The following is a 21,795-nucleotide window of genomic DNA, read 5'->3' on the forward strand; positions in this document are numbered from 1 at the left end:
ACCACAGCAGGTGTCGGCAGAATGTGCCCATGCCTGAACTCCCGACCATCACGCCCGCCCAACTCGACCAGCTCCCAGGCCCGGACTGGATGCTGCTCGATGTCCGTACCGACGCCGAGTGGGCCGACGGGAGGATCGAGGGGTCGGTGCACATACCGCTGGACCAGTTGATCGCCCGGGTCGACGAGGTCAGCGACAAGGTCGTCTGCATCTGCGCCGTCGGCGGCCGCTCGGCCCAAGCCACCGCGTACCTGAATTCGATCGGCCGGGACGCGGTCAACCTCGAGGGCGGCATCCAAGGCTGGATCGCCGCCTCCCGCCCGCTCACGACCTGATCCGCCGCCGCACCACTTGCAGCAAGCCGCACCGGCTGCACCCGGTGCGGGTGGCGGTACGTGGTGCGGCTGGTGGATCAGGGGCGGGAGTCAGCCGGCCAGCAGCTTGATCGCGGTGATGATCATGATCACCGCGATCGCGGAGTCGAGGATCCGCCAGGCGCGTGGCGTGCGGAGAAGCGGTCGCAACATCCGGGCGCCGTACCCGAGTGCCGCAAACCAGACCAGGCTGCCGATCAGGGTGCCCGCGGCGAACCACCATCGGCCGGGATCGCCGTGGCTGTTGGCCACTCCGCCGATCATCAGCACGGTGTCCAGATAGACGTGCGGGTTGAGCCAGGTGATCGCCAGGCAGGTGCCGATCACCGACACGGTCGTACGCCGATCCGTGGCCGCATCGACGTCGAGACTCTCGCCCCGCGCCGCTCGGCGGATCGCCATCGCGGCGTATCCCAACAACACGACGGCGCCGCAGATCTTGATCACGATCATCGCCACCGGGACGTTCTCGATCACCGCGCCGACACCGCTGACCCCGATCAGCACCAGGATGAGGTCGGACAGCCAGCAGATCAGCACCAGCGGAGTCATCCGCCGTCGCGCCAACCCCTGCCGGAGCAGGAACGTGTTCTGCGCCCCGATCGCGACGATCAGGGAGAGCATCATGCCGAAGCCCTGCAGGGCTGTGCCGAGTTCCATCAACGTCCTGTCGCGATCTGATCGTCTTCCGGCCTTCGACGATAAGTGTCGGCACGTCGCAGCTCCAGCTAAAGTTTCTGCAGGTACGTAAGGAGAGCTAATGGACCTGCCGCCGGATCAACTGCGGACGCTGGTCGCCGTTGTTGATCAAGGAACGCTGGACGCCGCGGCCAGGCAGCTCCGAGTGACGCCGTCGGCGATCAGCCAACGACTGAAGGCGCTGGAGTCGTCGGTCGGCCAAGTCCTCCTACGGCGTACGAAGCCGGTGCAGCCGACCGAGGCCGGCACGGTGATCCTCCGGTTGGCCCGGCAAATGATCTTGCTCAGCGACGACGCCGAGATCGCGCTGGGGGCGGGCGATCGAACTGCGGTCACGCACAGTCTGCCGATCGTGATCAACGGCGACTCGCTGAACACCTGGGCGTTGTCGGCGTTGGCCAAGGTCGATCCGGACCAACGGATCGTGTTCGAGGTGCATCGCGCGGACGACGCCGAGTCGACCGAGCTGCTGCGCAACGGGACGGTGATGGCCGCGGTCACCTCGGTGGCCGAACCGGTGCAGGGATGTACGGTGCGTCGGCTCGGCACCATGCACTATCGCGCGATGGCGAGCCCGGACTTCGTCGACCGTCGGTTCGCCGACGGCGTCACCGCGGACGCTCTGGCGGTTGCGCCGATGATCGCCTTCGATCGTGTTGATCAACTTCAGGACCGTTATCTGCGGCGCAAGACCCGGCGCCGGCTCCGGCCGCCGCGGCACTACATCCCGACCTCGGCCGACTTCGCGCAGGCGATCGCGCTCGGCCTGGGCTGGGGCATGCTGCCTCCGCAGCAGAGCGCCGACCGCGAACGCCGCGGCGAGCTGGTCGCGATCGATCCCGACGTCGACATTGCGGTGCCGCTCTACTGGCAGCAGTGGAAGCTGCATTCACCGGTGCTGGCCCGATTGGCCGACGCGGTCATCGGCACTGCCGAGCAGGCACTGCGCGACTAGGCGTAAGCGACGCGCCTCTGATTGACTGGGGCACGTGACTTCTGCAGCGGGACAGTTCATCGAAGAGTCCGGGTTGAAGATCTTCGCCCACCGCGGCTTCAGCGGACGCTACCCCGAATCGACACCGGCGTCGTACCGAGCAGCGATCGACTACGCCGAGCAGACCGGCATCGAGCTCGGGCTGGAGTGTGACGTGCACTTCACCGCCGATGATCAGCTGGTCTGTCTGCACGACCTCACGATCGACCGCACCTCCGACGCCGAGGGTCCCTTGTACGAGTGGAAACTGGACGATCTGCGCAAGATCGACTTCGGCTCCTGGTTCAAGGAAAACCCAAGCCAGGAAGAAAGATCGGTCACTACCCTGATCGAGTTGCTGGACCTGATCAAGGACGCGCGCGATCGCGGCGCCAAGATCAATCTCAACCTGGAGACCAAGCATCCGACTCCCCGCGGGCTCGACATCGAGGGCCGGGTGACCGAGTTGCTGACCGAGCGGGGCTGGACCGGGCCGGACTCGCCGATCCGGATGATCACCTTCTTCCCGGATGCGCTGATCAAGATCGGCGAGGTGCTGCCGGACCTGCAGCGCACCTATCTGATGTCCGACCTGGACCGGGCGCCGGGCGGCGTACTGCCCGAAGGGGTGAAGATCGTCGGACCCGACATCGAGGCCGTACGTCAGGATCCGGACTTCATCGCTCGCGCCCACGACCAGGGCAACGAGGTCCACTTGTGGACGGTCAACACCCCCGAGGACGTGGAATTCTGCCTCGAGCACGGGGTGGAAGGGATGACCACCGACTTCCCCGACATCGTCGTCGACGCGCTGATGTCCTCGTCGGTCCGCTGACAGCCGACTGACAAGTCGGGTCAGGAGAGGGCGTCGCGCAGCAACTGACGGTGCGTCTTGGCTGCCTGGGCGTACAGCGTGCGGCCCTTGTCCGTCATCGACACCAACAGGGCCCGCCGATCTTCGGAGCACGAGTCGCGCTCGACCAGGCCGGACTTCTGCAACCGATCGACCGTGCGCGACAGCGCGCTCTGGGTCAGCGGCGACAGCTGACTGAGATTCTTCATCCGGCACGGATTGCTCGGGTCGTCGAGTTCGGCGATCAGGTCCAGCACCTCGAAGTCGCTGAGCCCGATTCCGTACCGGCTGCCGAGCTCGCGCTCGATCGTGGCGGAGGTCTTCAGGTAGCGCTCCTGGAGGTCCCGCCACTGATCCACCAGTTTCGCCTCTGTGACCGACATGTAGGCAGTCTATATCATGCCCACGCAATGAAGTCCAACGCATAAGATGCTTGCGCATCGTATGACGACGCATGTAATGTTCTGGCTCGTGAACACACCTGACCTGACGACCACCACAGCGTGGTCGACGCGCCGCTGGATGCTGTTGCTGGTGCTGTGCACCGTGCTGGCTCTGGACGGCCTGGACGTTTCGATGGTGGGCGTCGCGCTCCCGACGATCGGCGCCGAACTCGGCGTCAGCACCGAGACCCTGCAGTGGGTCGTATCCGGCTATGTCCTCGGGTACGGAAGTCTGCTGCTGCTGGGCGGCCGGCTGGCCGACCTGCTCGGGCGCCGCCGGATCTTCCTGATCGCACTGTCGGTCTTCATCCTTGCCTCGATCCTGGGCGGTGTGGCCTCGGATCCCACGATCTTGATCGCGGCCCGGTTCATCAAGGGCCTGGCGGCCGCCTTCACCGCCCCCACCGGCTTCTCGATCATCACCACGAACTTCGCCGAAGGACCGCAACGCAACAAGGCGATCTCGATCTATTCGGTGTTCGGCGCCTCCGGCTACTCGCTCGGCCTGATCGTCGGCGGCCTGGTCACCGGACTGAGCTGGCGCTGGACGATGCTCTTCTCGGTCCCGTTCGCAGTGGCGGTGCTGGTGCTCGGCCTGTTCTTCATCCCGCGGGACGGCCGCGCCGAAGAAGGCGGAAATGATCTTGCCGGTGCGGTCGCTCTTCCGGCCGGCATGTTGATCTTGGTCTACACCGTCGTGTCAGCCCCGGATGTCGGCTGGACCTCGGTGCGTACGATCGGCGGATTCGTTGCTGCGGCTGCGATCCTGGCCGCCTTCGCCGTGATCGAGAACAAGGTCAAGCACCCGCTGATCCGGTTCTCGATCTTGAAACAGGGCTGGGTCGCTCGCGCCAACCTGGCCGCGGTGGCGTTGTTCGGCTCGTACTTGAGCTTCCAGTTCATCGTCACCCTCTACCTGCAGTCGGTGCTGGGCTGGCAGCCGTTGACGATGGCGCTGGCGTTGCTGCCGGCGGGCCTGTTGGTGGTCGGCAGCGCACCGTTCTCGGACCGGTTGATCGACCGGTTCGGCGGACCGAAGTTGATCATGGTCGGGATGGCGTCGCAGATGGCGGGCTACCTGCTGTTCCTGCGGATCGACACCCACCCGTTCTATCCGCTGGCGATCCTGCCGTCGGTGATCCTGATCGGTGCTGGGTTCGCCCTCGGCTTCCCGTCGATCAACGTGCAGGCCACCGCCGGGATCAGCAACAGTGAGCAGGGACTGGCCGCGGGTCTGGTACAGACCAGCACCCAGGTCGGTGCGGCACTGGTGCTCGCGGTCACCACCGCGCTGGTAACCGGCGGCGATCAGGTCGCCGGTGCGTCGGCCCAGGCGATGCTGGACCGCTACCGCCCGGGCCTGTTCCTCAGCGTCCTGGTCGCGGCCGCCGGCTTCGCCATCGCCGCCGCACCCCGCCGCAAGCCCCGGGTGGTGCTCCCGGATCCGGAGCCCGAGCCCGAGCGCACCCCGGTCGCCTGAACCACCCGAGTTGTCAGCGTCAGGACGCGCCATAGCGCTTTGTGACGCTGACAAGTCGGCTAATCGCGCCGGATGGGGCAGGACATGCAGCGGGGGCCGCCGCGGCCGGTGCCGAGTTCGAAGCCGGCGATGGTGATCACCTCGATGCCGGCGGCCTCGAGCCGGGCGTTCGTCTCGGTGTTGCGTTCGTACGCGACGGCGACGCCCGGTTCGATGCACAGAGTGTTGTTGCCGTCGTCCCACTGTTCGCGTTCGGCGGTGACCGGATCCAGGCCGGTGTCCAACCGGCGTACTCGTTCCAGCTGCATCGCCTCGGCCGCGGCGTCCAGGAACGGCCGCGGCGCTCCGATCGTCAACTCGTCGCCCTCGCCCGCGGTGATCGGGTGGGCCTGCAGCCGGTCGGCGATGTTCGGATACATCAGCACCATGTCGGCATCGACCATGGTGCAGATGGTGTCCAGGTGCATTGTGGCCCGGTCCTGATCGATCGGCACCGCCAGCACGGAGCGCGCCAGGCCGGCGCCGAGCACCGTACGGGCCAGTTGTTCAACCCCGGCCGGCGTGGTCCGCTCGCCGACGCCGACCGCCAGCACCCCGTCGGCCAGGGTGAGGATGTCGCCGCCCTCGATGTGCTCGGCGCTCCAGTGCCCGATCCGCTGCACCTCGGCAAAGCGTGGGTGGAAGGCGTAGATCAGCTCGGTCAGCTGGGTCTCCCGCCGCCGGGCCGGCATCGCCAGCGAGGTGACCAGCACCCGATCGCCGAGCCACGCGCTGGAGTCGCGGGTGAAGAGCAGATTGGGCAGCGGGTCGATCAGGAATTCGTCCGGCGCCAACAGGCCGGTGACCAGCGTCCGTACCCCGGTCACCTCGTCGTTGCGCAGTCCGCCCATCAGGATCTCGGCCAGCCGATCGGCTGCCAGCCCGGCCAACTCCCGGCGGAGATAGCGACGCAACCCCTCGCCCAGCCGCAGATCCGCCACGGTCAGCTCGATCGCCTGCGCCCGGGCAGCGTCCGACTCCAACGTGGCCGCTAGCAGGTCGGCCAGGTAGAGCACCTCGACGTCTCGATCGCGGAGGGCATCGGCAAAGGCGTCGTGCTCCTCCTGCGCGCGATCCACCCACGGGATGCCGTCGAACAACAACGCGTCGTTGTTGCGCGGCGTCAGCCGCCGGAGCTCTTGCCCGGGCCGATGCAACAGCACGGTACGCAGCCGCCCGACCTCAGAACGTACGCCGCCCTCCGGAATCTCACCCGCCGCGCCCCGGTTAGCCGTCATGCCGGGAGCATAGGAGACGGGACTGGCAGGCAAATGGGAGCGTGCTGAAACGAGATCTGGGTGCTGTACCGTCACCCGCTAGCCTGTACGGCGTGACGAGCACATCCGGCAGCAGGGTCGCCTGCGTGATCCCCGCGAAGAACGAGGAGGAGCGGATTGCTGCCACGGTGAAGGCGGCTGCCGGCCTGCCGCAGGTGGCCACGGTGATCGTGATCGACGACGGCAGTACCGACGCCACCGCGCAGCACGCCACCGCCGCCGGCGCGATCGTGGTCAGTCACGATCGCAATCGGGGCAAGGCCGCGGCGATCGAGTCCGGGGTGAACGCGCTGGGTGTGCTGGAGCAGCGTGATCGCGAACCCGAAGCCGGTGTGATCCTGCTGCTGGACGCCGATCTCGCCGACAGCGCCGCCGCGGCCGGCCCGCTGATCGATCCGGTGATCGCGGGCGAGGCAGCCCTGACCATCGGCGTATTGCCGGAGCAGACCACTGTCGAAGGTGAGCCGGCAGGCGGTCACGGGGTGGTGGTGACCACCGCACGCAAGGGCATCGCGGAGTTGTGCGGGTTCCGGGCTCGGGCTCCGCTGTCCGGCCAACGTTGCCTGACCCGGCGCGCCTTCGAACTGGCCAGTCCGCTCGCTGCCGGCTTCGGCATCGAGGTCGGCATGACCATCGACGTGGTGCGAGCCGGTCTGACGGTGCAGGAGATCGATGTCGATCTGTATCACCGCGCCACCGGAAATGATCTTGCCGGCCAACTGCATCGGGCCAGGCAGCTGCGGGACGTCACCCGCGCGCTGACCTCGCGCGGCCTGATCAAGAGCGCCACCGGCGAACTGCGGGCCAATCCGACCGTGAGCGGATTCCTGCAGCGCCTGCGTCCGCGGTGAGGAAGCCCACGGTGGCGAAGCTGGCGGGCACCGGCGAATCGGACGATCGAGCGCGAGCACGAGGGGGAGTTGATCATGAGGATGTTGTTGAGACGGATCTGGCAGCTGGTCTGGACGACCGTGTTGGCCGAGGCCACCCGACGGATCATGACGCGGCTCTGCCGTCGTCATCGGAGTCGGTGAGCGGAACCGACGTCGCAACGCTGCGATATCGCCCCACCCGCTGGAATCGTGATCATCGCGTCGGACTGATCGGCATCACCGGCGCCACCCTGCTGTGCTTGATCGTCGGTGCGCTGGGTCCGTCGGTGGTGACCATCAAACTCAGCCCGCGTGACGGCTTCCTGCCGCCGTGGTATCTGCCCAAGGGCATCGTGCACCCGAACGAATGGCTCGTCTCGGTGATGATCTGGGTCGCCATCGGTATCGGCGGGATCGGGCTGTGGGTCTGCCTGCGCGCGTTGGCCGACGGCTGGCGGCCCCGGGTACGCCGGTTGATCACACTCGGCATCGGCCTGGTCACCGCGACGATCCTGGTGCCGCCGCTCACCTCGGCCGACGTGCTGATGTACGCCGCCTACGGCCGTCTTCAGGTGATCGGCCGGAGCCCGTACGAGACCACCCCGATGGAGATCTTCAGCAGTCAGTACGACCCGGTGATGCACTGGGCCGAACGACCGTGGACCAACACCCCCAGCGTGTACGGGCCGATCACCTCGTGGACCCAGTGGCTGGCCAACGTGCTCGGCGGCACCAACATGCACGACATCGTCTTCTGGCTGCAGGTCCTGTCTGCGCTGCCGTTCGTCCTTGCCTGCTTGGGAATCATCTTCATCGCCCGCAACGCCGACCCGGAGCGGCTGGCCCGCGCGGCACTCCTGACGATCTGCAACCCGTTGCTGATCTGGGCCGTCGTCGCCGGCGCACACAACGAGGCGATGTCGGCGGTGTTCGCGGTGGCCGGATTGATCTTCATCCGGAAGAGCCCGTTCCTGGCCGGACTCGGCGTCGGGCTGGCCGGCTGCGCCAAACTGAGCATCGGGTTGTGGGGCATCGCGATGCTCTGGGCCTATCGCCGCCAGCCGAAGCAGCTGCTCAAGATCTGTGCCGGAGCAGCGATTCCGATGATCCTGGCGTACGGGTTCTGGGAGCCGAACGCGTTGTTCCAGGTGCTGCGCAACGGCGGCTACATCGGCACCGGCACCTGGGTCGCACCGCTGTACTCGCTCAGCGTCCAACTGTTCGGACACACCGCCGGCAAGATCGTCGTCGGCGTACTGAGCTACCTGCTGCTGCCGTTGGTGATCTTCGCGCTGTCGAAGGTGCTGCCCTGGCAGGCCGCGCCGGGGACGCCGACGGGGGTGGACCCGAAGACCGACCCGATGACGGTGGCGCTGCGGACGGCGATCGTCCTCGGCGCCGCCTGGGTCTGCACCGCGATGTACTCACTGAGCTGGTACGACCTGATGATCTGGCTGCCGCTGGGTCTGGTCGCCGGCGGCAAACTGGACCGGTTGTTGATCTTGCGCGGGGTCGCGCTGTCGGCGGCGTACGTACCCGGCCGGGCGATCGAGTTCGGTGCGTCGTTGGGCTTCGTGGCGGCACGCTTCCGCGACATCGTCTCGCCGGCCGCTCAGATCCTGGTGCTGATCGCGATCTTCATCTGGTGGAAGTATCCCGACCGCGAACCGCTGTGGAGATTCTGGCGCGATCGCGAGGACCGCAGCAATGCTGATGCGCAGCTCACGCCGGTTCCAGCGGCGGATGAAGATCACCAACAGCGAGTCGCTGCTTCTTGATCATGGTCAGCGTGCCGAGGCCGAGCGCCACCACCAGGCTCGAGCCGATCACGATCACATCCCGCACCAGATGCGCGGTCTCGCCGCCGGAGATGGTCACCCGGAAGGCGTCGATCAGGTAGGTCATCGGCATGTACGGGTTCATCCGGGCGAAGAACTGCGGCAGCACGGCGGCCGGATAGGTGCCACCGGTCGACGCCAGTTGCACGATCAGCCAGACCAGCATGATCGCCGAACCGACCGTGCCCAACGTCATCCGAAGGAACTGGGCCACGGCCGAGAAGGCGGCGGCGCCGAGGACCGTGATCGCGATCAACGCCATCGGACGGACCGGGTCGAGCCCGAGGAACAACCAGATCGTGCCGATGGTCAGCAGCCCGCCGAGCACGGCCAGCAGGCCGGCCGGCAGCCAGCTGCCGAGCTGCCGGGCGAACGCGCTTCCGCGGCCGAGCAAGGTCCGTCCGGTGAACGGTCGCAAGATCAGGAACGCGGTGATGCCGAAGACCCACAGCGCGATCGAGAAGAACATCGGCGCCAGTCCGCGGCCGTAGTAGGTGGCCGGATTGTCCACGTGCATGGTGACCTGGGCCGGTGAGGACAGCACCTGGGCGGCCTGGTCCTGTTGATCACCGGTGACCGCCGGCACCTTCTTCGCCGCGGTGGTCAGTTGATCATGGAGCGTGCCGGCTCCGTCGGACAGTTGACCGAGCGCGTTGTCCAGGTCGTGGCTGCCGGTCTTCAGCTGGTCGGCGCCGTCGGACAGGCCCTTGGCGCCGGTGTGCAGCTTGTCGGCACCGGTGGACGCCTTGTCCACCCCGTCGGACAGGCTGCTGGCGCCGGTGGCGGCAGTGGCGATCGCGGTGTTCAGCTGATGGTTGCCGGTGGCGACCTGATGGGCGCCCTTGTTGAGCTGGTTCAGATCCTTCTTGGCGGACGTGATCGAACCGGACAGGTCGGTGATGTTGTTCTGCACACCGTCGGTGATGCCGGAGACGACGTCGGCCTGCTGCCGTGCGGCGCCGGCGATCTTGTTGGCTCGATCCGAGGCGGAACCGACTCGGTCGGAGAGCCGGCCGAAGGCGGGGTCGTTCTTCAACTCGGGATACTTGGTCTCCAGCCGAGCCAGTTCGGTGTCCGCCTGACCAAGATCATCGGAGATCGACTGGGTGCCGCCGGCGGCGGCGTCCGCAACGTCGTTCAAGGCCGTGCCGGCACTCTGGGCGTTCTTCTTCAACTGGGGCAGGGATTTCTGCAGTTGGGTCAGCGGCGGCAGCACGGTGTCGGTCAGTTGCTGGGTGCCGGTGGCGACCTGATCGGCCCCGTCGGCCAGCTTCGCCGACTTGTCCTGCATGGTGGCCAGTCCGTCGGACAGCTCACTGGCCCCGGTGGAGGCGGTGTCCAGGCCGCTGGAGAGGGTTGCCGCGCCGGTCTCCAGCTTCTGCGCGCCGGTGGCGAGGTCGCTGCTGCCCTTGGCGAGTTTGCCGGATCCGGTGTGCGCCTTGGTCAGTCCGTCGTCGAGTTGTCCGGCGCCGTCGGCGGCGTCGTTCAGCCCGGTCTTGATCTTGGACAGGTTCTCGAACACGACGTCGAAGTAGCTCTTCACCGCGGACTGGTCGACGGCTTGTTCGATCTTGGTCTGGGCGCTGCTGGTGATGGTGCCGATGACGAACCCGTTGGCGTCGTTGCGGCGGATCTCGATCCCGGCTCGTTCGGGATGGTCGGTCTGGCCGCTGACCAGGTCGGCGGAGAAGTCCTGGGGCACGGTGACGACCAGGTAGTAGTCGCCGTCGCGCAATCCGTTCTGGGCGGTGGCTTCGTCGGTCTCGTGCCAGTCGAAGGTGTGCTCAGACTTCAGCTCGGTGACGAAGTCGGCGCCGGCCGTGATGGTCCTGCCCTGGGCCTCGGCGGGCTGGTCCTGGTTGACGATGGCGACCGGGAGCTGGCTGAGTCGGCCGTACGGGTCCCAGTTGGCGGCCAGGTAGATGGCCCCGTACAGCAGCGGAACGATGGTGACGAACACCAACGCGAGCTTCGGCAGCGGACCGCGGAACCTGCGGAATTCGCCGGCGGCAATGCGGAACGGGTTGGTCATGATCACCTGCTGTGCTGGTCGGCCCGGGTCAGCGGGTCGGATTCGGTCGGTTGGCCGGCAGCGGGGAGCCGGACCCGGACGGCGTCGTACGGGACGGTGCTGGGCTCGACGGTGGAAACGATCATGGTGGTCCCGGTCTCGGCGACCAGTGAGCCGAGTGCCGAGTACAGCCGATGTTGATCATCGACGCACAGGGCGCGGTCGGCGTCGTCGAGGACCAGGAGAGTGTTCGGGCGCAGGCAGGCCAGGGCCACCGCCAGTAGCGTCCGGTGATAGGTCGGCAACTCCTCGACCAGATGATCCAACGGCGCCGACAGTTGCAGGATGTCGGCGACTTCGCGGAATCGCTGCCCGGCAACGGAATTCCTCAGCCCTTCGATCGCGGCGCGTTCCCGGAGCGCGTCGTGGACCGAGTGCCGTGGCTCGACGTCGACCCGGTCGGCGATCCGCGCCGCGGTGCTGATCTTGTGCAGCTTCCGGGGTTCGGCGAACGCGTCCACTCCGGCCACCCGAAGCGATCCGCGGACGCCGCGGGATCGCCCGATCATCGCCAGCAGCAGGGTCGACTTGCCGCTGCCGTTCCCGCCGACGACTACCGCGAGCGCTTCGGTGGGAATCGTGAAATCCAGGCGTGAGAAGACCCGGAAGCCGCCGCTGCCGAGGTCCAGGCCGCGAGCGACGACGAGATCGGTTCTCGGGTCAGCGCTTCTGGTTCGTCGATCTTGGTCGGTGGGGCGAGCTTGCTCGTCGAGGAACGCCCGGTCGACCCGGTCACCGGTGGGTGTCGGCGCACTGGACGGCGTCGCGTCGCGATCGATGTCGGTCATTGCAGGATCCCCCGAATCGCGGTCAGCAGGGCGTTCTTGATCAACTCCGGCGGCATCGCGTTCGGGGCGACTGCGTGCTCGATCGCCAACGCCTGGGTCAGCGTCAGCAGCAGGGTGGCGGCGGCTTCGTCGAAGTCGACCTCCAGGCCGAGTTCCGCCGCCCTGGACCGCAGGTCGGTCAGCAGACGCTCCCGCTGACTTTCGCGGATCTGGCCGTAGGCCGCGGCCAGCTCGGGATCGCCGCCGGCGAGCGAGCGGAACTCCGCCAGCAGGGTGTGGGTCGTCTCGTGCTCGACGATCCGGTCGGTCAGCTCGGCGGCCAGCAGAGCAATGCCGGCCGGATCCCGTACTGCGGCCACCAGGTGCTCCGACGAGCCCAGCACGGCATCGGTGGCCGCCCCGGTCTGCTCGTTGATCACCGCCGTGAAGAGGTCGGTCTTGCCGCCGAAGTTGGAGTAGACGGCACCCTTGGAGAAGCCGGCCCGCGCGGCCACCTCACCGAGGTTGGTGCGCTGATATCCGTTGTGCAGGAAGGAATCCCGCGCCGCCGCGACGATCCGGGCCCGGACGTCGGCCCGTTTCGGTCGGACGGCGGCGGGCGGTCGAGTGGAGTTCATCGAAGTGCCTGTTTCTGCTGGACCGAACCATTCGATACTCACAGTACTCGATACCCAGAGTTTTGACTACTGGAGCCATCGAGGGCTTCGGACCGAGCATGCTTGAGCCGATACAGGACCCGGCGGAGGGAGGGGCACGTGTCCGAGCAGCGTCGGATCTCGGTCCGCGGCGACAGCGTGGAACGACCACGCAAACCCTGGACGCCGACGATCCAATCCTTGCTGCGACATCTGCGACGGACAGGGCAGCCCGTGCCCGAGCCGCTGGGTTACGACGACGAGCACGAATTCGTCGGATTGGTCGTCGGAGATGCCGGTGACGCCGCGTGGCAGCACCAGTTGCAGACAGCCGGCGTTCGTTCGGCCGGGGCCCTGCTCCGTCGGATCCATGACGCCGGCGTGACCTGGCGGCGACCCGTCGACGCGGTCTGGTCCGTGCCGGCCGGGCAGGACGAGGTGATCTGTCACGGCGACCCGCAGCCGGCGAACTTCGCCTGGACGAATGGGCGCGCGGTCGGACTTTTCGACTGGGACGCGGCCCGTCCGGGGAGTCGACTCGAGGATGTTGCGTACGCGCTGCTGTGGCTGGTCCCGGTGGGTGTCGAGAAGGCCGAGTTGGAGCGGCGAGGGTTCGGCTCGATGCCGGACCGCCGGGCTCGCGCCGAGGCGTTTCTCGACGGCTACGGATGGCGGGACAGCATCAATGTGGTCGAGGTGGCGTTGGCCCGGCATCGGCAGGCGATCGACGAGGTTGTCGTGCTCGGTAGGCAGGGACACCAACCGCACGCGGATTGGATCGCCGCCGGCTGGCCGGAACGCTGGCGGTCAGGCTTGGCTCGGATGCGATCGCTCAGCGACGGCTTCGACCCGGTGATCCCCGCCCGATAATCACTGCCCGACGATCACCGCCGGCCGGCCCGGAGGGTGTACGCGTCGATGTCGGCCAGGATCCGGCGCTTCGTTTCCGCCGATGCGAACGACTCGCGTACGGCGGTCCGGGCGAGTTCGGCAACGCCGTGCTGGTCGAGGCCGAGCAGGTCGGCCGCGATCTCGTACTCGCGATTGAGGCAGGTGCCGAACATCGGCGGATCGTCGCTGTTGATGGTCACCGTGACGCCGGCCTCGACCAGTTGCGGCAGCGGATGCGCAGCCAACTCGGATACGGCTCCGGTGGCCACGTTCGAGGTCGGGCAGACCTCGAGTGCGATGCCCGCCTCGGCCAGTCGGGCCAGCAGTTGTTGATCGTGAGCGGCCGAGGTGCCGTGGCCGATCCGTTCGGCGCCGAGAACGTCCAACGCGTCCAGGATGGTTTGTGGCCCGGTGGTCTCGCCGGCGTGCGGCAGGCTGTGCAGTCCGGCTGCTCGCGCCCGGTCGAAGTAGGGGCGAAACTGCGGCCGGGGCACGCCGATCTCCGGACCACCCAGGCCGAAGCCGATCAAGGCCTGGCTACCAAGATCAACAGCGATCTCGCAGGTGGTCTCGGCTGCCGGAATCCCTGACTCACCAGGGATGTCGAAGATCCACTGCAGCTCGATACCATGATCACGAAGAGCTGCCGTCCGGGCATCGTCGATGGCCTCGACGAACGCTTCCGGTGCGATCCCTCGGACCACCGAGGTGTACGGGGTCACCGTCAACTCGGCGTAGGCCACCTGCTGCCGCGCCAACTCGACGGCCACCTCGTAGGTCAACAACCTGACATCCTCGGCGTCACGGATCAGATCAACCACCGACAGGTAGACCTGGATGAAGTGGGCGAAGTCGTCGAAGGTGAAGTAGTCGATCAGGGCGTCGAGATCGGCCGGCACCCCGGCCTCGGGATGGCGGGCCGCCAGCTCGGTGACGATCCGCGGCGACGCCGAACCGACCTGATGGACGTGCAGTTCGACCTTCGGCAGGCCGGCGATGAAGGCGGAGAGATCCGGATCGGGTTGCTGGTGCATCTGCTCATCCTGCCCCGACGAGGGCGCCCGGCCGCCGTACAAACGCCCGCACTGACCGCTCCGGGCCCTATGCTTCTGCCCCGTGAACACGCCAGCCGCGGGATGGTATCCGGATCCGGCCGGCCGGCCCGACACCGTTCGTTGGTGGGACGGTACGGCCTGGACGCGCGAGCTGGCGGCAGCCGACCCGAACCCGTCGGCCGAAGGTCCAGCTGCGCAAGCCGATCCTGCCCAAGCCGATCCCGGCAGCGCGACCGGCACCGAAACCGATCCGGTTCGGCAGCCGGCCGAGTCGGGCGCCGCGGTGGGCACCTTGCTGGCCGATCCCGCTGCGAGCGCAGGTCCGGACGACCCCGATCCCGCCGTACGAGAGCCCCAACCTGCTGGCCGACCGAGCGCTCGCCGCTATCCACCGGGTTACGAGCCCCGCCGCGCGCCCGCCCGGCACCGGAACCGGTCGCTGGTTTCGACCCTGATCGCGATCGCGGCGATGGTGATCGCCGCCGTCCTGGTGCTGGTGATCGTCACCCATCCGCACCAGGGCAGCGACGAGTTGAGCCCGCCGCCGCCGTTGTCCTCCTCGGAGCAGTCGAGCGCCGCCAACGACGTCTACTACGACGACAGCACCCGCGAGCTCACCGCACCCGGGTTGAAGGTGATCATGCCGGACTCGCCGTATCTGGTGCTGGGCTCGGATCCGGCCGTGCCCGGAATCCTCGACAAGGGCGCGCTCGGGTCGGCGAGCGTACACAAGAACTACAGCGGATCGAGCGACTGGCAGGCGGTGGTCGCTGCCGGCGTGGTGGACGACTCGATGATCGGCAAGGACCTCGACAGCACCACGGCCGCCGTCTTCGGCAAGTTCGTCGACGACGCTTTCGTCGACGTGGAAGTCCAACTCAAGAAGAAGACCGCGCAAACGCTGACGACAGGGCTGCCGCATCCGGCGCGGGTGATCAACGCCGAGGCTCACTATCACGTCAGGGGATTGCCGAGCAGCTACGACAAGATCAGCGTGATGGTTGTTGATCTTGGCGACGGCCGCTACACGGGCTGGGTGTCGTCGCGGCCCAACGACTCCAGTGCCAAGCTGCAGAACGCGCTGCAGGCCAGCATCAAGACCGTCCAGGTCACCAGCTGACCGTCTGTACGAGTCACGGGGTTGTTCGGGTCGGCGGTCGACGGTGCAGCCGATACTCTGAGCGGGTGTCCGACGCTTCCGACCAGCCCGTGCAAAACCCGACCCCGCGCTACGGCTACTTCGGTCCGGAAGGCACGTTCACCCATCAGGCTCTGCTGAGCGTTCCGCACGCCGACCGCGCCGAGCAGACCCCGTACCTCAGTGTGGCGGCCTGCCTGGACGCGGTCCGCGACGGCGAGGTCGACGCCGGGCTGGTCCCGATCGAGAACTCGGTCGAGGGCGGCGTCTCGGCGACCTTGGACAATCTGACCTACGGCCGGCCGCTGATGATCACCCGCGAGGTGTTGCTGCCGGTTCAGTTCACCCTGTTCGCCCGGCCGGGCACCCGGCTGGACGAGGTACGATGCGTGGTCACTCATCCGCACGCCGCGGCCCAGTGCCGGGACTGGCTGGCCGCCAACGTGCCGGCGGCGACGATCACCACCGAGGGTTCCACCGCCGCGGCGGCGGCCGCGGTCGCCGATCCCGAGTCCGGCTTCGACGCGGCCGTGTGCTCGCAGATCGCCGGTGAGTTGCACAAGCTGACGCCGCTGGCCACCGAGATCGCCGACAACACCAGTGCGGTGACCCGGTTCATCCTCCTTCGTCGGCCCGCCCCGGTCGGCCGACCGACCGGAGCGGACAAGACCAGCCTGGTGCTGTTCATGAAGATCGATCACTCCGGCGCCCTGCTGGAGCTGCTGGAGCAGTTCGCCAGCCGCGGCGTCAACCTGTGCCGGATCGAATCCCGGCCGACCAAGACCGCGCTCGGCAGCTACTGCTTCGCGATCGACGCCGAGGGCCACATCGACGACGAACGGCTGGCCGAGGCGATGATGGGACTGCATCGGGTGTCGGCGCAGGTGATCTTCCTCGGCAGCTACCCGCGCGCCGACGCCACTCAGCCCGACATCCTCGCCGGCACGACCAACTCCGACTACACCGCCGCCCGGGACTGGCTGAACCACCTCCGCAATCCGGGTTGACCTCTCCGCGATCAACTATTCCTTGATCAACTGCGTCTTGATCAAGCACAGCTCCTTGATCAACTTCGTACGGCGGCCAGCTTCGGGACCAGCCGGCTCACCGCGTACGGGACGCTGAGCACGGTGTTGTAGGCCATCGCGGCACCCGCGTAGGGGCGTTCGTAGTAAGGGATTTCCAGGGCGCGGCGTTCGAGGACAACGTCCAGGTTCTGGAAGATCTTGTTCCGATCGAGCCAGCTGCGGCTCTCGGCGTCGGCCAGCAGCAGAAGTCGATCAAGTTCGAGCAGATCGGCCCGTTCCGCCGAGATCTCGGCGCCGAACTTGTCGCCGATGATCTTGTCCAGCTGGGTCGGTGCGGCGAAACCGAGGTCGGCCAGGAAGCGTCCGCGCGGATCCGTACTGGAGAAGGTGTAGAAGCTCTTCTGGCTGGGGTCGACGACCGCTGCGGTCTTTCCGGTGAACTCGGGATGTTCCTTGCGGATTTCGGCGAATCGAGCGTCGATCTCGGCAAGACTGCGATCGGCCGCGTCGGTCTTGCCCAGGACGCGTCCGGCCGTCCTGAACATCGCCGCACGATCGGTTGTGTACGGAGCACTGGCCGCGTCCCGCGCCACCGTCGGCGCGATCGCGCTGAGCTTTGCGTACTCGTCGTCCGTGATCTCCGCATAGAGGCCGGCGATCACGTCCGGTCGCAGACTCGCGATGTGTTCGAAGTTGAGCTCGGACCCGCCGACGTAGGTCGGCGTGGAACCGTTCCAGGCATCGCGTACCCACGGCCAGGTGTGGTCGATCTTCTCCCCGAACCAGGGCCGGACGCCGACCGGCCGGAGCCCGAGCGCCAGGAACAACTCGTGGTCGGTGTAGCCGACCGTGACCACCCGCTTCGGCGCGGCCGCGATCGTCGTCTGCCCCAGCGCATGGTCGATCGTCACCGGAAACCCATTGCCCCCGTCCGCACCGTCCGCTGACGCCGATCCCCCGCCAGCAGGCGACGCCTCGCACCCGATCAGCGCCGGCCCCGCCAACACTCCACCCATGACCGCCAACGCCCGCCGCCGAGACATTTCCAGTTTGGTTAGGCTCACCTAACGAACGCTATCAGCAGTGTGCCGCGACTGAGTAGGCGTTCGACTTTCCGCGTCACCGAACTCAACTCCGGTTGGGAAACGGGCGTCCGGGATTGTCGTGGACCGAACTCAACTCCGGTTGGGAAGCGGACACCCGCGTCACCACCATCACCGACCGGGAATCCAACACTGGCTGGAAAACGAACCCAGCCGACGCTTGCGATGCTCGCCGGCACCGTCAGCTCCCGAGCAGCGCGGCGGCACGCAGCGTCATCACATCAGACCGGCGTGATCATTTCGGCGTACGAATCACCAGTGCGCCGGGGAGGACCTCGGCGAGCATCGAGTGGCACTCGCCGGCCGGATCGCCGTCGAGTTCGAAATGATCACCTTCGACCACGTCGATCTTGATCTTGCTGCCGGTGATCCGGTCCAACTCCTTGAGATCACGGTCCCGCCGCGTCAGGACGTGAGTGATCAACTTCACCCAGTCGGTGGGCCGGCGGGGTGAAGCGATCAGCAGATCGAGCAGCCCGTCGTCGGGCTTGGCATCGGGGATCAGGGGGATGTTGGCCTGCAGGAATCCGACGTTGCCGAGCACCAGCACGTGGGCGCGCCGGCGGATCGGTTCCCGATCGTCGACGGTGATGGTGGCGTGCAACGCGGGATGGTTGGCGTTGCGAGCGGCCGACACGAAGTAGGCGGCCGAACCGACCGCCCGCTTGAGATCCGGGTTGGTGTCCTGCAGGATCACCGCGTCGATGCCGATGCCTGCCATCACCGCGAAATGATCAACGCGGTCGTCGTCGATGGTCACCTGGACGATATCGATCGGCCGATCCTTGCCGGTCAACGCGACGTCGATCGCAGCCCGACTGTCCAACGGGATGCCGAGATTCTTGGCCAGCAGGTTTCCGGTGCCGGCCGGGATCACACCGAGCGGGATGCCGGTGCCCTCGATCTCGGCCGCGACCACCCGAACGGTGCCGTCGCCGCCGGCCGCGATGACCAGATCGGCACCGCTGTCGATGGCCCGTCGCGTCATCTCCCGGCCGGGGTCGTCGACCCGGGTCTCCAGCCACATCGCCTCGGCCCAGCCGTGGGTCCGCAATTCGTAGTCGACGGTACGCCGGAAGCCGACCCAGTCGACCACCCTGGCCGGGTTGTAGACCACCGCGCATTGCTTCCTCGCTGTCGGCGACTGCCCGGTCGCCGGTGGCGGAGTGTGCGCAGCCCGGCGGGCCCGGGGCCGCGGTACCGGTGTTGCCGGCAGCACCTCGGCACCGGCGAGCAGCAGCGACAGTGCCGCGGCAGCAGCTCCGTACAACAGTCCGCCGATCAGATCGGACAGCCGGTGCGCGGCCAGCAGCCAACGGTCGACGCCGATCAAGATCACGATCATCGAGCCGATGACGATCCACTGCACCAGAGCCGCGCGGCGCCGGCGGGTGATGACCAGCACCGCGGCGACGGCGACGCCGCCGACCGTGGCCGCGGTCAGATGACCGCTCGGGTAGGCATATCCGTTGGTGGTGATCAGGTCGACCGCGTCGGCCGGCCGCGGGCGAGCGATCAAGGTCCGGATCAGCCAACTGCCGCCGTAGCCGAACAACACCATCAACAGCAGGGCCGCGGAAAGATTGCGCAGCCGGGTCCGGTAGGCCCAGATCGCGACCACCAGCAACGCCAGATAGATCACGATCGGCGCCGACACCATGGCCAGCGTGGCGGCGATCTGCCCGGCCGCCGACGCCATCGACACCGGGGCGCGAGCGACCGCGTCGTCCCAGCTCGACACCAGGTCGGTGTTCAACGTCAGCACGGTCCAGCCGGCGAACGCCACAGCGAGCCCGCCGACGACGATGATCGCGGCGGCCGTCGGCGGTTTGCGGGCCATGGTGCCGAAGAATATGCGATAGGGGCCTTCGGCGACCGCCCACTAATGTGGGTGTCGTGATTGACGCCCGCTTGCTTCGTACCGACCCTGACCGCATCCGCCGCTCCCAGCGCAGGCGGGGCGAATCGGCTGAATTGGTGGACAAGCTGATCGGTGTCGACGAGTCGCGGCGGCAGGCGATCGCCACCTTCGAATCCGCCCGGGCGGAGCAGAAGGAGCTGGGCAAGCAGATCCCGAAGACCCAGGGCGAGCAGAAGCAGGCGCTGCTGGCCAAGACCAAGCAGTTGGCCGAACAGGTGAAGGCTGCCGACGCCGCCGCGAAGGAGGCCGAGAGCACCTTCTCCGAGCTGCTGAAGGGCGTCGGCAACATCGTTTTCGACGACGTACCCGAGGGCGGCGAGGACGACTACGTGATCCGCGAAACCCACGGCACACCACGGGATTTCGAGGCCGAGGGCATCACCGTACGTGATCATCTTGATCTTGGTGAGGCGTTGGGCGCAATCGACGTGCAGCGCGGCGCGAAGGTGTCGGGGGCTCGGTTCTACTACCTGACCGGGGTGGGTGCCGAGCTCGAACTGGCCTTGATCAACTTGGCCATGAGCACTGCTCTGAGCAACGGATTCACCGCGATCATCCCGCCCGCGTTGGTGAAACCGCCGGCGATGGAGGGCACCGGGTTCCTCGGCCAAGCCGCCGACGACGTCTACCGGTTGGAGGCCGACGACCTGTATCTGGTCGGCACCGCCGAGGTGCCGCTGGCCGCCTACCACAGTGACGAGATCCTGGATGCGGCGAAGCTGCCGCTGCGGTACGTCGGCTACAGCCCGAGCTATCGGCGCGAGGCGGGCTCGTACGGTAAGGACACCCGGGGCATCTTCCGAGTGCACTGGTTCGACAAGGTCGAGATGTTCAGCTACTGCGCGCCCGAGGACGCCGAGGCCGAGCACCTGCGCCTGCTGGAGTGGGAGAAGGAGTTCATCAACAAGCTCGAACTCCCGTTCCAGGTGCTCGAGCTGGCCGGTGGTGATCTTGGTCTGAGCGCCGCCCGCAAGTACGACTGCTACACCTGGTTCCCAAGCCAGCAACGATTCCGGGAGATCACGTCGACCTCGAACTGCACCCAGTTCCAGGCCCGCCGGCTCAACATCCGGGCTCGGTTCGAGGACGGTACGGCGCCGGTCGCCACCCTGAACGGCACGCTGGTGGCGGTGCCGCGGGTGATCATCGCTCTGCTGGAGAACCATCAACAGGCCGACGGCAGCATCTACGTACCGGAGGCGCTGCGACCGTTCCTGGGCGGCCGTGAACGACTGACCGCTCCGGCAGCCGGGGCCACTCCGCCGGCTGATGCGGATTCGCACCGGGCGGCGGACGCAGCTCGATGAGTGCCCAGGCAGCGGCGGCCGGGAGATCGACCTGGTCGCCGAAATTGGTGGCCCTGGATGTCGACGGCACGGTCGTGGACGAGGAAGGCAAGTTGCCCGATCCCGTACGCGAGGTAGTCGGACGGCTGGTCGAGGACGGCGTCCAGGTGGTGCTGGCGACCGGCCGTGCCTGGCACGGTACCGAACCGATCTTCAACGAATTGCAGCTGCCGGCCGGCCCGGCGGTGTGTTCGAACGGTGCGGTGATCGTGAGCTATCCACCGGTCGAGGTGCTCCGTACGGTGACGTTCGACGCCGGCGAGGTGGTGCACCGGGTGTTGGAGCAGAACCCGAACACGCTGGTGGCGGTGGAGGAGATCGGTCGCGGCTATCGGGTCAGCGATCGCTTTCCCGACGGCGATCTGACCGGTGAGTTGATCATCACCGATGTCGACGAGATGATCGCCGAGCCGGTGACACGGGTGGTGCTGCGGGATCCGAACAGCACCGACCAGGATTTCATCCGGCTGGCCGAACATCTCGGACTGCGCGGCTGCAGCTACTTCATCGGCTGGAGCGCCTGGCTGGACATCGTCCCGGAAGGTGTCAACAAGGCCAGCGCACTGGCCGACGTCGCCGCCCGACTCGGCATTGATCGCGCCGACGTGCTCGCCCTGGGTGACGGCCGCAACGATGTCGAGATGCTGCAATGGGCCGGCCGCGGTGTCGCGCTCGGTCAGGCGCCCGACGAGGTGAAGGCCATCGCCGACGCCGTCACGGGCACCTTCGACGCCGGCGGCACTGTCGACGAACTGACCCGCTGGCTCCGCTAGCTCACTGCGGCCATGACGGTGCCGCCCGGTTTCCTGCGCCGGCCGCGGACTGCGACCGGGGGACTCCCGGATCAAGCCGACATGTCCGAGGTTGCCGCAGGTTGTCCGAGGTTGAACTTCGATTCGTGCCTTGTGAGAGCGCATTAGCTCGGACAAGTCAATGGAAGCTCGGACAAGAAGCTCAGAGACCGTCCTGCC

The 21,795-nt window shown here is 67.3% G+C and carries 19 protein-coding genes and 1 pseudogene; 11 read left to right on the forward strand and 9 right to left on the reverse strand.

Going from position 1 to position 21,795, the window contains the following annotated elements; translation table 11 throughout:
* The first annotated feature begins 29 nt into the window (after window positions 1-29).
* A complete protein-coding gene (locus FOE78_RS02530) occupies window positions 30-335 on the forward strand; it encodes a rhodanese-like domain-containing protein (RefSeq protein ID WP_143984923.1) in 306 nt (101 codons plus the stop codon).
* A 90-nt stretch (window positions 336-425) separates the two neighbouring features.
* Here FOE78_RS02530 and FOE78_RS02535 read toward each other — a convergent pair whose 3' ends face one another.
* On the reverse strand, window positions 426-1,034 hold the full coding sequence (locus FOE78_RS02535; RefSeq protein WP_143984924.1) for a LysE/ArgO family amino acid transporter: 609 nt from the start codon (window positions 1,032-1,034) through the stop codon (window positions 426-428).
* Between the two features lie 100 nt (window positions 1,035-1,134).
* Between FOE78_RS02535 and FOE78_RS02540 the strand changes: the two genes are divergently transcribed.
* Window positions 1,135-2,028 carry a LysR family transcriptional regulator ArgP gene (locus tag FOE78_RS02540; protein WP_143984925.1) on the forward strand — a complete coding sequence of 298 codons (894 nt, stop codon included), beginning with the start codon at window positions 1,135-1,137 and terminating at the stop codon, window positions 2,026-2,028.
* Window positions 2,029-2,062: 34 nt separating this feature from the next.
* Complete coding sequence (locus tag FOE78_RS02545) at window positions 2,063-2,881, forward strand: glycerophosphodiester phosphodiesterase (RefSeq protein ID WP_168207338.1); 819 nt, start codon at window positions 2,063-2,065, stop codon at window positions 2,879-2,881.
* 20 nt (window positions 2,882-2,901) lie between these two features.
* Here FOE78_RS02545 and FOE78_RS02550 read toward each other — a convergent pair whose 3' ends face one another.
* Window positions 2,902-3,282 (reverse strand): MarR family winged helix-turn-helix transcriptional regulator, encoded by a 381-nt coding sequence (locus FOE78_RS02550; RefSeq protein ID WP_143984927.1) that lies wholly within the window; start codon window positions 3,280-3,282, stop codon window positions 2,902-2,904.
* Window positions 3,283-3,370: 88 nt separating this feature from the next.
* On the opposite strand from FOE78_RS02550, the gene FOE78_RS02555 reads away from it, so the two are divergent.
* A complete protein-coding gene (locus FOE78_RS02555) occupies window positions 3,371-4,822 on the forward strand; it encodes an MFS transporter (RefSeq protein WP_210414768.1) in 1,452 nt (483 codons plus the stop codon).
* A 59-nt stretch (window positions 4,823-4,881) separates the two neighbouring features.
* On the opposite strand, the gene FOE78_RS02560 is transcribed toward FOE78_RS02555, so the two are convergent.
* On the reverse strand, window positions 4,882-6,099 hold the full coding sequence (locus FOE78_RS02560; RefSeq protein ID WP_143984929.1) for an arginine deiminase: 1,218 nt from the start codon (window positions 6,097-6,099) through the stop codon (window positions 4,882-4,884).
* Window positions 6,100-6,191: 92 nt separating this feature from the next.
* Between FOE78_RS02560 and FOE78_RS02565 the strand changes: the two genes are divergently transcribed.
* Together FOE78_RS02565 and mptB are read left to right on the forward strand one after the other, a co-directional pair.
* Complete coding sequence (locus FOE78_RS02565; RefSeq protein ID WP_143984930.1) at window positions 6,192-6,989, forward strand: glycosyltransferase family 2 protein; 798 nt, start codon at window positions 6,192-6,194, stop codon at window positions 6,987-6,989.
* A gap of 11 nt (window positions 6,990-7,000) precedes the next feature.
* The gene (gene mptB, locus FOE78_RS02570) at window positions 7,001-8,788 is read left to right on the forward strand and encodes a polyprenol phosphomannose-dependent alpha 1,6 mannosyltransferase MptB (protein ID WP_143984931.1); all 1,788 of its coding nucleotides are present in this window, start codon (window positions 7,001-7,003) and stop codon (window positions 8,786-8,788) included.
* On the opposite strand, the gene FOE78_RS02575 is transcribed toward mptB, so the two are convergent.
* The 3 genes from FOE78_RS02575 to FOE78_RS02585 are packed head-to-tail and all read right to left on the reverse strand — an operon-like array spanning window position 8,733 to window position 12,324.
* Complete coding sequence (locus tag FOE78_RS02575; RefSeq protein ID WP_143984932.1) at window positions 8,733-10,880, reverse strand: YhgE/Pip domain-containing protein; 2,148 nt, start codon at window positions 10,878-10,880, stop codon at window positions 8,733-8,735. The two genes, mptB and FOE78_RS02575, sit on opposite strands and share 56 nt — an antisense overlap.
* A 2-nt stretch (window positions 10,881-10,882) precedes the next feature.
* Window positions 10,883-11,707, reverse strand: coding sequence for an ATP-binding cassette domain-containing protein (locus FOE78_RS02580; RefSeq protein ID WP_143984933.1), 825 nt, complete (start codon window positions 11,705-11,707; stop codon window positions 10,883-10,885).
* Window positions 11,704-12,324 (reverse strand): TetR/AcrR family transcriptional regulator, encoded by a 621-nt coding sequence (locus tag FOE78_RS02585; protein WP_143984934.1) that lies wholly within the window; start codon window positions 12,322-12,324, stop codon window positions 11,704-11,706. The genes FOE78_RS02580 and FOE78_RS02585 overlap by 4 nt, the downstream gene beginning before the upstream one ends.
* Window positions 12,325-12,462: 138 nt before the next feature.
* Here FOE78_RS02585 and FOE78_RS02590 point away from each other — a divergent pair, with 138 nt between their 5' ends.
* Window positions 12,463-13,212, forward strand: coding sequence for a phosphotransferase (locus FOE78_RS02590; RefSeq protein WP_143984935.1), 750 nt, complete (start codon window positions 12,463-12,465; stop codon window positions 13,210-13,212).
* Window positions 13,213-13,226: 14 nt separating this feature from the next.
* On the opposite strand, the gene FOE78_RS02595 is transcribed toward FOE78_RS02590, so the two are convergent.
* A complete protein-coding gene (locus tag FOE78_RS02595; protein WP_143984936.1) occupies window positions 13,227-14,267 on the reverse strand; it encodes an adenosine deaminase in 1,041 nt (346 codons plus the stop codon).
* Window positions 14,268-14,349: 82 nt separating this feature from the next.
* Between FOE78_RS02595 and FOE78_RS02600 the strand changes: the two genes are divergently transcribed.
* A complete protein-coding gene (locus FOE78_RS02600) occupies window positions 14,350-15,408 on the forward strand; it encodes a DUF2510 domain-containing protein (protein ID WP_143984937.1) in 1,059 nt (352 codons plus the stop codon).
* A 65-nt stretch (window positions 15,409-15,473) separates the two neighbouring features.
* The gene (pheA, locus tag FOE78_RS02605) at window positions 15,474-16,433 is read left to right on the forward strand and encodes a prephenate dehydratase (RefSeq protein WP_228266015.1); all 960 of its coding nucleotides are present in this window, start codon (window positions 15,474-15,476) and stop codon (window positions 16,431-16,433) included.
* A gap of 59 nt (window positions 16,434-16,492) precedes the next feature.
* On the opposite strand, the gene FOE78_RS02610 is transcribed toward pheA, so the two are convergent.
* Both FOE78_RS02610 and FOE78_RS02615 read right to left on the reverse strand, forming a co-directional pair.
* Window positions 16,493-17,365, reverse strand: a complete 873-nt coding sequence (locus FOE78_RS02610; protein ID WP_168207339.1) for an ABC transporter substrate-binding protein — start codon at window positions 17,363-17,365, stop codon at window positions 16,493-16,495.
* A gap of 427 nt (window positions 17,366-17,792) precedes the next feature.
* A complete protein-coding gene (locus tag FOE78_RS02615; RefSeq protein ID WP_143984939.1) occupies window positions 17,793-19,397 on the reverse strand; it encodes a diacylglycerol kinase family protein in 1,605 nt (534 codons plus the stop codon).
* A gap of 56 nt (window positions 19,398-19,453) precedes the next feature.
* Here FOE78_RS02615 and serS point away from each other — a divergent pair.
* Both serS and FOE78_RS02625 read left to right on the forward strand, forming a co-directional pair.
* Window positions 19,454-20,707, forward strand: a pseudogene (serS, locus tag FOE78_RS02620) (serine--tRNA ligase); the annotation flags it as partial.
* Between the two features lie 74 nt (window positions 20,708-20,781).
* Window positions 20,782-21,597, forward strand: coding sequence for an HAD family hydrolase (locus FOE78_RS02625; protein ID WP_143984941.1), 816 nt, complete (start codon window positions 20,782-20,784; stop codon window positions 21,595-21,597).
* Window positions 21,598-21,795 lie beyond the last annotated feature (198 nt).

The organism is Microlunatus elymi, assembly GCF_007362775.1.
In the GTDB taxonomy this organism is placed as follows: Bacteria; Actinomycetota; Actinomycetes; order Propionibacteriales; family Propionibacteriaceae; genus Microlunatus; species Microlunatus elymi.